Annotated in this window: 11 protein-coding genes; 8 read left to right on the top strand and 3 right to left on the bottom strand. The window is 45.3% G+C overall.

The annotated features are described in order from the left end of the window. Positions 1-598, bottom strand: a 598-nt coding sequence (locus RYL88_RS07230) for a DUF4198 domain-containing protein (RefSeq protein WP_314990166.1), incomplete at its 3' end; no start/stop codon positions are given. A gap of 430 nt (positions 599-1,028) precedes the next feature. Continuing rightward, positions 1,029-4,337, bottom strand: coding sequence for a S8 family serine peptidase (locus tag RYL88_RS07225; protein ID WP_314990164.1), 3,309 nt, complete (start codon positions 4,335-4,337; stop codon positions 1,029-1,031). A 193-nt stretch (positions 4,338-4,530) separates the two neighbouring features. Here RYL88_RS07225 and dcd point away from each other — a divergent pair, with 193 nt between their 5' ends. The 8 genes from dcd (at position 4,531) to RYL88_RS07185 (ending at position 12,506) form a co-directional block, all read left to right on the top strand. Continuing rightward, positions 4,531-5,091, top strand: coding sequence for a dCTP deaminase (gene dcd / locus RYL88_RS07220; protein WP_295143672.1), 561 nt, complete (start codon positions 4,531-4,533; stop codon positions 5,089-5,091). 418 nt (positions 5,092-5,509) lie between these two features. Further along, the gene (gene pseB, locus RYL88_RS07215) at positions 5,510-6,508 is read left to right on the top strand and encodes a UDP-N-acetylglucosamine 4,6-dehydratase (inverting) (protein WP_314990162.1); all 999 of its coding nucleotides are present in this window, start codon (positions 5,510-5,512) and stop codon (positions 6,506-6,508) included. 212 nt (positions 6,509-6,720) lie between these two features. Then, entirely contained in the window at positions 6,721-7,851 is a 1,131-nt protein-coding gene (gene pseC / locus RYL88_RS07210; protein ID WP_314990160.1) for a UDP-4-amino-4,6-dideoxy-N-acetyl-beta-L-altrosamine transaminase, read from the top strand. Continuing rightward, positions 7,848-8,801, top strand: a complete 954-nt coding sequence (locus RYL88_RS07205) for a hypothetical protein (protein WP_314990158.1) — start codon at positions 7,848-7,850, stop codon at positions 8,799-8,801. The genes pseC and RYL88_RS07205 overlap by 4 nt, the downstream gene beginning before the upstream one ends. Next, positions 8,788-10,173, top strand: a complete 1,386-nt coding sequence (locus RYL88_RS07200) for an MBL fold metallo-hydrolase (protein ID WP_314990156.1) — start codon at positions 8,788-8,790, stop codon at positions 10,171-10,173. Before RYL88_RS07205 ends, RYL88_RS07200 begins: the two co-directional genes overlap by 14 nt. Beyond that, complete coding sequence (locus RYL88_RS07195) at positions 10,170-10,472, top strand: hypothetical protein (protein ID WP_295143658.1); 303 nt, start codon at positions 10,170-10,172, stop codon at positions 10,470-10,472. Before RYL88_RS07200 ends, RYL88_RS07195 begins: the two co-directional genes overlap by 4 nt. Beyond that, entirely contained in the window at positions 10,465-11,166 is a 702-nt protein-coding gene (locus RYL88_RS07190) for an SDR family oxidoreductase (protein ID WP_314990154.1), read from the top strand. Before RYL88_RS07195 ends, RYL88_RS07190 begins: the two co-directional genes overlap by 8 nt. Next, entirely contained in the window at positions 11,166-12,506 is a 1,341-nt protein-coding gene (locus RYL88_RS07185) for a fatty acid--CoA ligase family protein (RefSeq protein ID WP_314990152.1), read from the top strand. Before RYL88_RS07190 ends, RYL88_RS07185 begins: the two co-directional genes overlap by 1 nt. 58 nt (positions 12,507-12,564) lie before the next feature. Here RYL88_RS07185 and RYL88_RS07180 read toward each other — a convergent pair. After that, positions 12,565-13,505: FkbM family methyltransferase (locus RYL88_RS07180; RefSeq protein WP_314990150.1), on the bottom strand; the 941-nt coding region annotated here is incomplete at its 5' end.

Here is a 13,505-nt window from a genome sequence, read left to right as displayed (position 1 = left end):
GCTCGTTAGTGTTTACGACCAGCGTCACGTGCGCATCGGACGGAGCTTTTAGTCCTTTGGTATTATAGTACTCCACCTCGACGGTTACGTTTTTAGCGCGTTTTCCTTTATAGTAAACCACGCCTGAAAATAAATTTCCCTTATAAAGTCCGTATGGACGCGTTAGCGGTACTATCTCCGCTTTTAGCCCGGTCGGTTGATCCCAGCCATCGCCGTAGCCGTAGGCATCGACGACGGTTTTTGTTATATGTCTTATAAATTTATCCTCCGCAGGCTCGAAATACGGCTTTGGATCCATATAAAACTGATAGATGCCCGGCTCCTTTACGCCGTAGTTAGCCGTAAAGTAGCTAAATTTATCCTCTTTAAGCTCTTTTAGGTCTTTTATAGCCTCTTTTTTACCGTTTATAAAAACGCCCGCCTCGTTTGGAAGGGTCAGGTTCATCATATCGCCCTCAAAAGGATGGCTAAATTTGTAAGTAATCTGCAAATTCGCCTCTTTTTCGTCGTCCACGGTCGAATTTGACGGTACGACCATACCAAAATGCGCATAAGCGCTAACGCCTAAAAGCATAAGTGCCAAAGACTTGATTTTCATTTTTGCTCCTTTTGAAGGTATTTTGTTAAATGAAATTGTATCCCTGCAAAGCTTATTATTTATTAAATTTTTGAGATAAATCATATTTAAAGTATAAGAAAAATATTTTGGTATTATTTACATCTGCATAAAATAATAAAACTGATAACAAAACGCGGCTTAAGAAGTAGTAAAATAGGCACACAAATTTTAGGTAAATTTAAAAAAGAGCGTCAAGCTACCGCTACAATTCAGTTTACATAGCTTGTATTTACGGGTAATTTTTCGCCGCAGAAGATAGCCTCCGACCGCAAAAACTTAGGGGTGTATAAAAAGCCGCATTTTGGGGATAAACCACTCCGTCTCCAAAATTCGGCAAATTTATAAAAAGTCAAATTTAACCTATCGCGAGCCAAATAAATTTAGCTCGCTTTTGATTAAATTTACGCCGCTAAAACGCCCAACTAAACTTAGCATTTACGCCATTTGATTTTACGTTACTGCCGTATGCTCCTACGTAGCTAAGGCCGACTCTAAAATTCCTAGTAAATGCAGCCTCTATACCAAGCTCGGTAGTGGCTACATCTTTTAGCTTTTCGCCCTCTAGTTTAGTTGCGCCAAGGCCGGTTACGTTCATATGAGCGCTCGGAGTTTTGTCGCCGAAGAAGCGGTTGTATGCTATATCGGCTTTTGCGATTAAGCCTACGCCGTCCATGGTAAATGCTATACTAGGTTTTACGCCTACGCTTGCTACTTGCAAGTCTCTATCCTCGTTTTTAACCTGCACTAAAGAATTTGCTACGTCGTCGTTTTTAGAGCGGATATAGGTTAGTCCCGCATAAGGCTCTAAACTAAAGCCGTTTTCATAGCTTAGTCCCGTATAGGCGATCTGAGCAAATGCGCTAATCGCTGATGCGTCGGCGTCTTTATACTCGTAAGCCAAAGGAGCGTATGAGCTAACGACTCTTTTTTCTTGATCAAATTTCGAGTAGATAGCGCCTAGGCTGATTTTGATAGGATCAAGTCCTATATCGCCGTAGATACCCGCATGCGCGTCTTTGCTTTTGACCGCCTTGCTATCGCCTAGCTTGTGATTAGTTCTGCCCAGCCCTACGAATACGCCCGCTTTTGAGCTATCGCCTACTAGAAAATCAACGCCTACTAGATTCGTAAATGCATTTGTGCCTAGTCTGCCGCCGGCGTTATTATCAGAGGTTACTCTGCTTGCGCTACTAAGTAGCCAAAGCTCGACTCCCGCGTCGATATCGGCTCTTTTGGCTCCGTTTTTGTTTTTAACCGAATTTGCGAGCATAAACAAGTCTACGGCGGAGTTGTTTTGCGCTTTAAAGTCCAGATCGTTTGAAAACGCGCCAAAGTATGCCGCCGCTACGTTATGAGTGGCTCCTAGCATAGACGAATAAATAGCGCTGCCCGGATTTGTCTCGACTAATCTTGCAAACGACTTCTCGGCACTAGTAGAGGCTACCTCCTCCATGCTTTTGCCTTTTTGCAAGGAAAGAGCTAAATTTGAGCCGCTAACAGTTTCTTTAGCGGTTTTAAAGAACGCATAGCTATCCTCGACCTTAGCCAAATTTACGCCCGCGAAGTTTCCGCTCGCATTTATGGTTTTCTTTAGAGTAGGATTTGCCGCCAAATTTGCAAGCTCGGCGTTTGATAGCAACGCAGCCTTCAATAAAGAGCCCTCTTTAAATGTTAAATTTAGATTATGAGCACCGTCGTTAACTACAAATACGCCGCCTGCGTTTATAACGGCGTTAACTTGCGTAGCGTCGCTTGCCTTGGTCGTGCTTACAAAACCGCCCGTGCTTGGAGTTTTGTAAGTAAGAGCGTTTAAAACCTCAAATTCGCCGCCCTTATGGACGTTTATGCTTCTTGAAGAAGAGATTGATTGATTTAGAGCCGAGATTTTACCGCCGTATATATTTACCGCTCCGGTAAAGCTATTATCTCCGGCAAGAGTCAAAGCGCCGTCTCCTCTTTTAGTTAGCGAGCCTTCATAGCCCTCGGCCGCCCTTGCGACCCTAGCCTTCTCTCTTGCGGTTTCAAAGGTCATCTCGGCTTTTTCTTCCGCGCTCAAATTCGGCTTAGCGTTAAGAGTCGCTTTTCTAGCCGCCCAAGCCGCAGCGTCGCTATCGTCCTCGGTTTTTCTAAATTTGATGGCGACGTCTGAAATGTTATTTGTCCAGATATCGTCTTGATCCATCGCGACGTCGAAGTTTCCTAAAAACTGTCCGGGACCGAACATCGCCTTGCCAAGATCGAGTATGCCCCAACCCCAGACATTGCTAGGTACGCCCTCGCCGTCGCTACCCCAACGCTCTAGCATACCGCCGGCGCCGTGACCGGCTCTTAGCGTCCTTTGTCTAGCCGTAGTTAGCATCGTTTCTCTAACCTGAGGGATACTCATATACGGATAGCGCTGCATTATGACGCCCAAAGCCCCGCTAACGTGCGGAGCGGCCATAGAAGTACCGCCAGATGATTTATATATAGCCTTGCCGTATGTCGCATTGTCTGTAAGCTCGACGTACGCGGAATAAATCTCCTCGGCCGGCGCAGCGATCGTCCACCACTTCGAGTGGCCGGCAAGGTTAAATTCCTGAATATCCGAGGATGCCTTATATCCTCTTATGTATTCGCTAGAATCATTAGGATAACCGTCCGCACCAGTTTGGCCGGTAACGTTAACCCAATAATCCTCGGCATCCGGCCTAAAATAAGGCAATGCCGCTCGCGTGAAAGACTCGGCCATCAAGCTTCTGTTTCCGGCCGTAAATACCTGAATAACGCCCCTTTTTACCGCTACCTCGTAAGCCGCGTCCAAGAAGCTTTTTTCACCGCTAGTTACGAACTGATAATAAGCCTTTTTCGCCTCGTTTATATCTTTTAAATTTATATGATCTTTTGCCGCGGTAGTTTGATTAGCTACCTTCACGTCGTAAAATTCCACGTCGTATTCTGGTACGGCTCTCCAGTCGTAAGTAGGCTTATATCCGAGTGCGCCCGCAAAGGACGAATTTACGCGCCTATTCGAACCCCAGCTATTGTTTATCACCTTTGCGCCCGCATCGGCCAAAGCGGTGTAGCCCTTTAGAAAGTAGTTGTAGTCTTGGTTTGGTCCATACGTCATATTGTCGTTGCCGCCGGTATTTGCGGAGTATAGCTGCGCGCCGAACGCCACGCCGTGCATACCGCTACCGTCTCTACTAGCCGCCATCGTGCCGCCCACGTGAGTGCCATGAGCATCGTTTACGCCCCTCATCCAGCTACCGTCCGTATTAAAGGCTTCGCCTTTTTTAAATACGCCGTTATCGTTTTTATCATAGTTTCGCTTGCCGTCTTTTACGGGTTGATTTTTATCTATCGGGCCGTTACCTAGCGCGGCATCGGGGTATCTCATGCCGTTTTTTCCATAATTTCCGATCGTTTTTACGATATGAATCCTACCGTCTTGAAACTCCGGGTGGTTCAAAAGTACGCCCGAGTCCATGACGCCTATCTTCGTTCCACTGCCGTTAAAGCCTAAAGAGTAAGCCGTAGAGGCGTTCATGGAGACTAAGCCCCAGTCGCTTTTATACTCAGCGCTCTCCCAACTAGAAGTATTTCCGGAAACGCCGGCCTCGGTGTAAGCATAAGCTCCGCTTGCGGCTAATAGCAAACAGGTAAGCGCCGAAAGAGGCAAATTTGAGCCCTCGCTGCTGCGTAAATTTACAAATCTACACAATACGTTTGAATACATTATTTCCCTTTCGCTTAAAAAAATTTAAAATGTGTTATTATACTAAGCTTTAATTTAAAAATTAATTATAAAAAATAAGAAAATTTACCAGCAAGATATTCAAATTTGATAAAATTTATCGCAAAACGGCGCTCAAATTTTAGGTAAATTGAAATTATGTTATAATCGCGTAAATTTAAAATAAAGGTAAAAAATGGGGCTGAAATCTGACGCCTGGATACGCAAAATGTCGCATGAAAAGGCGATGATAGTGCCGTTTGCCGAGGAGCAGGTCGGACGCGGCGTGGTTAGCTACGGAGTTAGTAGCTACGGCTACGACATCCGCGTGGGCGACGAGTTTAAAATCTTTACGAATATCGGCGGTACCGTGGTCGATCCAAAAAATTTCGACGAAAAAAACGTGGTGGACTTTAAAGGTGGCGTCTGCATCGTCCCGCCAAATTCGTTCGCTCTAGCGCGCACGATCGAGTATTTTAATATGCCTGATAACGTACTAGCTATCTGCCTAGGCAAAAGCACCTACGCTCGCTGCGGTATCATCGTAAACGTCACGCCTTTTGAGCCCGGATTTAAGGGGCACATCACGATCGAGATATCAAATACGACGCCGCTACCGGCTAAAATTTACGCGAACGAAGGCATCGCGCAGGTGCTGTTTATCGAGGGCGACGAGCCGTGCGAAGTGACGTACGCGGACAAAAAGGGCAAATATCAGGCGCAGGAGGGAATAACCCTGCCTAGGATTTTGAAGTAGTTTGGGGGCTTGTCTTTTTTGCTTATGCTTCGCTGGATTACAAATTTTAAGCCGGGCAACCTTTAATCCGCTTAAAATTTAATCCGCCTCGCATCCTCGTAGCAAAGTCTCGTTACGAGCGCAAAGCGCGAAGTAAAAGCTAAAAATACTGCGCCCGCATTAAATTTACGGATAAAAATTTGAATCAAATTTAAGGCACGGTTTTTGCTCCGGCTGAATAAAATTTAAATAAACGGCGAACTGTTTTTGCGTTTAGACGAGGCGGATTAGAATTTTACGAAGGGAGCTGCCTCGCCGGTAGTGACCGAGTGAAATTTTAATCCTTCTGCTTGCAGTTGCGACCGCAAGGGAAGCAAAGCGAAGCATAAACCAAAAAGACGAGCTGTCAAAAAGATAAAGCCGTAATTAAGGAAAATAAATGTTTAACGGAAAATCCATCCTCATCACCGGCGGCACCGGCTCGTTCGGTAAAAAATACGCTGAAATTTTACTCTCCAAATTTAAACCCAAAAGGCTGGTCATCTACTCCCGCGACGAGTTAAAACAATACGAAATGGCGCAGGTTTTCAAAGACCCCGCGATGCGATTTTTCATCGGCGACGTACGCGACGAAAAGCGCCTCATGACCGCGATGAACGGCATCGACTACGTCATCCACGCAGCAGCCATGAAGCACGTACCAATCGCCGAATACAACCCGATGGAGTGCATCAAAACCAACGTCAACGGCGCGCAAAATGTCATCGACGCGGCGCTTGAGTGCGGCGTGAGCAAGGTCATCGCGCTCTCGACCGACAAGGCGTGCAACCCGGTAAATTTATACGGCGCGACCAAGCTTGCCAGCGATAAGTTATTCGTCGCGGCAAACAACATCGCGGGTAGCAAAAAAACGCGATTTAGCGTCGTTCGCTACGGCAACGTCGTGGGCTCTCGCGGCTCGGTCGTGCCGCTATTTAAGAAGCTAATCGCGGAAGGCGCAAAGGAGCTACCGATCACGCACGCGGATATGACGCGATTTTGGATCACGCTAGAACAGGGCGTAAATTTCGTACTTAAAAACTTCGAGCGTATGAAAGGCGGCGAAATTTTTATCCCTAAAATCCCGTCGATGACGATGATAGAGCTTGCTCGCTCCATGGCGCCACGTCTTGGCGTAAAAATAATCGGCATCCGCCCGGGCGAAAAGATGCACGAGGTCATGGTCGGCAAGGACGACGCGCACCTAACGTACGAGTTTGACGACCACTACGTGATCAGCCCGTCGATCAAATTTACGAGCAAGGACGACGACTTTAGCACAAACGCACTGGGCGAAAAAGGGCGTCTCGTGGAGGAAAATTTCGAGTACAGCTCGGATAAAAATAAAATTTGGCTCGGTAAAGACGGACTCTTGGAGATGATCGAGGCTAGTAAATAATTTGGCCGAAATTTATAAATTTTAGCGGACAAACTTGAACCAAAATATGAAATTTTAGAAAAGTAAGGCAAAGTATTTTTTGCTTAGACGAGGCAAAATCGAGTGAGACAAGGGAGTTACCATATAGGTAATGACCGCGGGCGAGCGAGATTTTAACGAAGTATAAGCAAAAAAGACGAGCCTCCAAAAAGACAAGCCGAAAAAGGATAAAAATGATACCTTACAGCAGACAACAAATCACCGACTCCGACATCGCCGCCGTCGTGAGCGCTCTAAAAGACGACATCCTAACGGGCGGCGACAAGGTCGGAGAATTTGAAGAAGCGATCGCCCGGTACGTCGGCGTAAAGCACGTCGTAGCGATGAACTCGGCGACGTCCGCGCTACACGCGGCGTATCTAGCGCTTGGAGTGCGAGAGGGCGACGAGGTCGTAACGACGCCCATCACGTTTGCGGCGACGGCGAATGCGGCGCTAATGGCGGGAGCGGAGGTTAAATTCGCGCCCGTTAAATTTGACGGAAATATCGATGAAAACGCGCTTGCAAGCCTAATCACGTATAAAACCAAAGTCATAACCGCGGTTGATTTCGGCGGCAATCCCGTAAATTTAGACGCCGTCCTAAAAATAGCCAAAGAGCGCGGCATAAAGGTGCTTGACGACGCTTCGCACGCGCTGGGCAGCTCGCAAAGCGGCGTCAAAGTCGGAGCAAAAGCGGACGTTAGTATTTTTAGCTTTCACCCCGTTAAGCCGCTAACAACCTTTGAGGGCGGAGCGCTAGCTACTAACGACGACGAGATCGCGAGGCTGGCGCGTCTTTACCGTTCGCACGGCATAGCCAAAAAACGCCTCTGGGACAGCGATATGAGCTTGCTCGGATACAACTACCGATTGCCGGACGTCGCCTGCGCGCTAGGGCTAAATCAGCTAAAAAGGCTAGACGAAACCATCGCAGCACGCGAGAAAATCGCTAAATTTTACGACGAGAAATTTGATAAAAACCCGTATTTTAGCACCGTGAAGCTACCTAGCGACGTCGTTAGTTCGCGCCACCTCTATCCTATCTTGCTATTTCGCCAGTTTTGGTGCGCCAAAGAGGACATATTTGCCGCCCTTCACGAGCGCGGTATCGGCGTACAGGTGCACTACAAACCGACTTATAAATTTAGCTTTTACCGCGAGCACTACGGCGATATTTCGGTGCCTAGCGCCGAGGATTTTTACGCCGCCGAGCTTAGCATCCCATGCCACCAGTGTATGAGCCTAGAGGACGCAAATTTCGTCGCGGACGCGCTTTTTGAGGTTTTAAAGAGCTTTGACGCGCCGCAAGGGTGTAGAGTTTGATCCTGCTCCACGCGCGCGGCAACGAAAAAATCGGTATCGGCAACCTCGCAAGGTGCTACGAACTAGTAAAATTTCTAGCTCCAAGCCGCGACGTAAAAGCGATTTTCGAGTGCGACGAAAAATTATTTTCCAGATTTAGCCAAAACACGATTAGAAGCGAAAATTTGGAGCATTCAAAGGAGCTGATTTGCCGACTAAAACCGCAAATTTATATTAACGATTTGCTCGATGCGGATAAAAATTTAAGCGATATCGCGAGGAACGCGGGCGCGCGCAAAATCGTAAGTTTTAATACCCTAGAATACGGCTTTGAGCCGGACGCGCTATTTATAATGGACGAGTTTGACTACCCCGCCGCAAGCGGAAATTTCGAGGTTTTTCGTTCGTTTGGCTACTACATCGTGGGTAGCGACGTAGTAAAAAGGCGCGCTAAATTTACGCCCAAAGCTCGGCTAAAAAATATCTTGCTATCTTTCGGCGGCGCCGATCCCGCGACGTTTAGCGAATATTTTGCAAACGCAATCGCAAACGATGGCCGCCTTTATACGCTAGTTTTAGGGCCCGCGATGAGCGATGAGCGAAAGGCGAGGATAAAAAGAGTTCAAAAACCGAATTTAAGCTTTATCGACAGCCCCGCGAATTTGATAGATTTAATCTTAAATCACGACGCCCTAGTCACGTTAGGCGGTATGAGCGCATACGAGGCGATGACGCTAGGTACGCCCGTTTGCGGCGTGGAGTGGAGCTATCTAGCCTACGTAGTAAGAAGTTTTGCAAAGCTTAAAATGATAAATAATTTAGGCGATATTAAAAACGCCTACGAAAATTTATTAAATTTAAATTTAGCAAGCGTAAATGAAATTTGCGAAAACGCCTACCTCAAAATAAGCGGCGACGCGCTAGCGAAGATAGCGAAAATTTTAGACGGATTTGAAAATGAACGAAGTTGAATTAAAAATTTGCAAAGGCGGCGATCTGGGGGCTAACTCCTACGTAATAACCTGCGGCGAGCGCGCTATCGTCATAGACCCGGCTGATTTTACGCAGATTACGGACGCTTTACGCGGCAAGAAGCTTGATTTTATCGTTATCACGCACGAGCATTTTGATCACGTCTTAGCGCTAAACGAGCTAAAAAGCCGCTACGGCGCCAAAGTAATCGCGCAACGCAAAGCAAGCGAAAATATCGCAAATCCGAGCAAAAATTTATCGAGATTTAGCGATATGATTTACGACGTTATGAAGATTAAAAAAACGCGCGAAACGCCGGAATTTAGCGCGCAAAAGGCCGATACCGAATTTGACGAAAATTACGAGCTTTTGTGGCTGGGGCATACGCTTACGTTCGTTCATACGCCAGGACACTCCGAGGGCAGTTGCTGCGTGAAGCTAGGGGGGCTGCTGTTTTCGGGCGATAGCTTGTTTGAGGCCGTAGATACGTCGTTTCTAGGCGGCGCGAAGGCAAAAGCAGCGTACGAGAAAATTTCTATGCCGTACTTTCGCTCGCTAGATCCGTTTTTGCGCGTTTGCCCCGGACACGGCGAGAGCTTTATACTGGGAGACAAACTAAACGCGCGCCAAAAAGCGACGGAAATTTTTAAAAACCGTCCGAAATTTACGAATTTTTTCGTTAATTTCGACGAATTTAACGAAACGCTAAAAAACGCTAAAATTTTAGTACGCGCAGAGTGCTGTTTTTTACTCGTAAGGCACGGCGAATTTTATAAATTTTACTATTTGGTCGATAAGCTTGAAAATTTAGCGAATTTAGACGAGTTTTTTAGGCTGATAAACGAGCCCATCGTAGCCGAAATCGTCTCGAAAAACGCCGTTGCAGGCGATTTTTTAAAAGGCGTAAAATTTAAGCCGTATAAAATTTACTCTCGTTATAGATCCGTTAAAAAAAACAGAAGCTTTAACAACGTTTTACCGGCGGATTTAAGCGACGCAAGCGAAATTTTTGAGCTTATTAGCGAGACTTTCGATCCGCTTAGCGATTATTTACCGAGCCTTGAAGAGCTATCTGAACTAATCGCAAAGGGCCTAGTTTTTGTTATCAAGCAAGAGCGCGCGATAGCCGGAGCGGCGATATTTGAAATAAAAGAAAAAATTTGCTATTTTAGGCTAAATTGCGTAAAAAAAGAGTTTCAAAACGGCCTTATCGGCTTTGCGCTAGCCTCGGCTCCAAAGCAAATGCGAGAGGCTCAGACTTTTTACACCTGGATAAACGACGAGAACAAAGAAGCCGTTAGGCTAAATTCCGCGCTCGGATATAAACCCGACGGCCTAAAAAACTATATCTTTATAAAGGACGACGAATGAATTTGCAAACCATACGAACTTTAATCATCGATTCGCTCAAAGAATACAATCAAGAGCTGCAAAGCAAAGAGCTGCAAAACCCTACGATAGATACTAGGCTTTACGGCTCTTCCAGCGCGCTAGATAGTCTGGGGCTCGTCTATATAGTGAGCGATTTGGAGGATAAAATTTATCAAAATTTCGGCAAAAGCATCGTACTGGCCGATGAAAGAGCGATGAGTCAAAAAACCTCGCCGTTTAGAAGCGTGGAGACGCTGGCTAATTATATTCAAAATCTTTTAGAAGAACAAAATGGCTAAGGCGATAATCGTAACGGGCACATCAAAAGGCATTGGAAAAGAGCTTTGCGAGCGGTATTTACAAGAGGGCTATTTAGTCGCGGGCTGCGCTAGGAGCCAAAGCAAAATCGCGCACGAAAATTACAGACATTTTAGCCTAGACGTAAGCGACGAAATCGCAGTCGTAGCGATGATAAGAGAGGTTAAACGAGAATTCGGCGGGATAGACGCGCTGATAAACAATGCCGGCATCGCCTCTATGAATCATTTTTTAACCACGCCCTTTGATAGCGTCAAAAAGGTATTTGAAACGAATTTTTTCGGTACGTTTTTATTTAGCAGGGAAGTCGGCAAAGTCATGATGAAGCAAAAATACGGCCGTATCGTAAATTATACGACCGTCGCAAGCGCGCTAAGACTAGAAGGAGAGGCGATCTACGCCGCCAGCAAAAGCGCGATAGAAAATTTAACCCAAACGCTGTCAAAAGAGCTAGCGCCATTTAACATAACCGTAAACGCGCTAGGCCCTACGCCGATAAAAACCGACCTAATAAAGGCCGTACCGCAGGACAAGATAAACGCGCTTCTTGAAAGACAAGCTATAAAGAGATTCGGGAATTTCGGCGATATAAAAAATGCGATCGATTTTTTTATCGACGAAAAAAGCGACTTTATCACGGGGCAAATTTTATATTTAGGCGGAGTTCATAACTGATGCGAGAGATGATCGAAAAATTTAAAGACGGCAGCCAAACGGCGATAATCCATAAAGACAAAAAATATAGCTACGCAGAACTTTATCTAAAAATAAAAGAGACGCTAAATTTTATAAAAAATAAAATCAAAAGCGGCGAAGTAGTCGCGATTTTGAGCGATTATTCGTTTGAGAGCGTAGCACTTTTTTTCGCTCTATACGAAAATAAAAACATAATCGCGCCCATAATCTCAAACGCGCAAGAAGAGATAAATTTAAAACTAAAAGAGTCTTTTTGCGATAAAGCGATCGAAATTTGCGGCCGAGGGTTTAACGTAAAAGAGCTAAATCCTAGCGGGACGCATCAAATTTTATCAAATTTAAAAAAGAGCGGACGAGCCGGCCTCACGCTATTTTCAAGCGGTAGCACGGGTAAGCCAAAGGCGATGATACACGATTTAGACGCGCTAATAGACCTTTATAAAAATAAAAAACAAAAGCGGATGAATATGCTCGTTTTTTTGATGTTTGACCATATCGGCGGCATAAATACGATGTTAAATATCTTATCGACGGGCGCTACGATGATAATCCCTCAAAACAGAAACGCCGATGACGTCTGCAAGCTAATTAACGAGTATAAAATAGCCGTTTTGCCCGCAAGCCCTACGTTTTTAAATCTTATTCTTATCGGCAAATCTTACGAAAAATACGATCTAAGCTCGCTAAGGATGATAACCTACGGCACGGAGACTATGCCGGAAGGGCTTTTAAATAGGCTAAAATCGGCGTTTGCCAAAGTTAAATTTTTGCAGACTTTCGGCACCAGCGAGACTGGCATCGCGTCCACGTCGTCAAAATCGTCCGATTCTACCTTTATGAAGATAGACGATGAAAATTTGGAGTATAAAATCGTAGACGGCGAGCTGTGGCTAAAAAGCAAAACGCGAATTTTAGGCTATCTAAATGCGGAAATGGACAGCTTTACCGATGACGGCTGGTTTAAAACCGGCGACTTAGCGCAGCAAAGCGAGGACGGCTTTATAAAAATCATCGGCAGAAGCAAAGAGATCATAAACGTGGGCGGACAAAAGGTGCTTCCGTGTGAGGTGGAGTCGGTGCTGCTTGAGATGAAAGAGATACAAGACTGCCTAGTTTACGCGGAAAAAAACGCTATCACGAATCAAAGCGTCTGCTGCGACGTGGTTTTAAAGCCGGGCGTCGATGCAAACGGTATCAAAATTTTAGTTAGAAAATTTTGCAAAGATAAACTAGATAATTTTAAAATCCCCGTTAAAGTAAACGTCGTGCAAAAGACCGAATTTACGCAAAGATTTAAGAAAATAAGAACGAAAAGCTAAGCAAATTTAGCGTTTGCCTAGCTAGAAATTTAAACGACGCCGCGCTGCCTCACTAAATTTACTTCGCTTCGGGCAAGGCATAAATCACCGTTTCTTCCTGCGTGCATTCGTAGTGGCGCATAAAAAGCTCGCAGTCCGGTATCCATAGCTTTAAAAGCAGCGGTATATCCCATAAGTCGCTAAATTTATGATAAATGCAAATGGCAAGCTTTGGTTTATGGCTTATTATATCATCCATCGCACCTAGCAACGCGTACGTTTCAAACGTCTGCACGTCCATTTTGATAAAGGTCGGGATATGGTTTATAGCGTCGCTAATCGCGGCTACGTCGATCTTCTGCTCCGAAATTTCGGCGCTTAAAGTCGCTCCCAAACCCTCGCCTTGCATATAAAAAGTCGCATTTTCGTGATGGACGCCGGCTTTTATCGGGGTGATTTTTTCTTTTATTTCTTGCGGCAGTTTGCTTACGAATTCGCTTAAAATTTTAAAATTTCGCTCGTCGGGCTCAAAGCTATAAATATGCTTAAATTTATTATCCACGGCTTTTAAAAACGCCTCTATCGTATCTCCCGTATATCCGCCGCAGTCTACGAAAACTTCTTCGTCGCTAAATTTCACTACTTCGTCGAAATACTGCTTTTTAACGTCGTCTTTGACCTCCAAAAGGTAAGTATAATCCTCGGTAAGTTTAAATTTCAAAGCGGCTTTAAAAACGCGCCTTGACTTCTCATCGTTAAGCAAGCCGTAGAGAGTAACTATGCGAGAAATTTCGGGCGTAGTAAAGACGTGGTTTAGCTCGTTAAAGTCGTATTCTTCAAAGCCGGTTTGCTTTTTATCGAAAAAGCTATCGCTTATAAAATTTTTCGCAAGACTTCGCATGCTATAAATATGCGTAAAGTCGTTATCGTAGAGCAAATGCGGAAGCTGAGCAAAAATTTCGGCGTTTATAAAAATAACCGTATTTGCAGGATCTGCGTAAAATTCATCTTTGGATATAA

The organism is uncultured Campylobacter sp. (assembly GCF_963517995.1).
In the GTDB taxonomy this organism is placed as follows: Bacteria; Campylobacterota; Campylobacteria; order Campylobacterales; family Campylobacteraceae; genus Campylobacter_A.
Note: the sequence above shows the minus strand (reverse complement) of the source record. Positions and strands in the feature narration are given on the sequence as shown.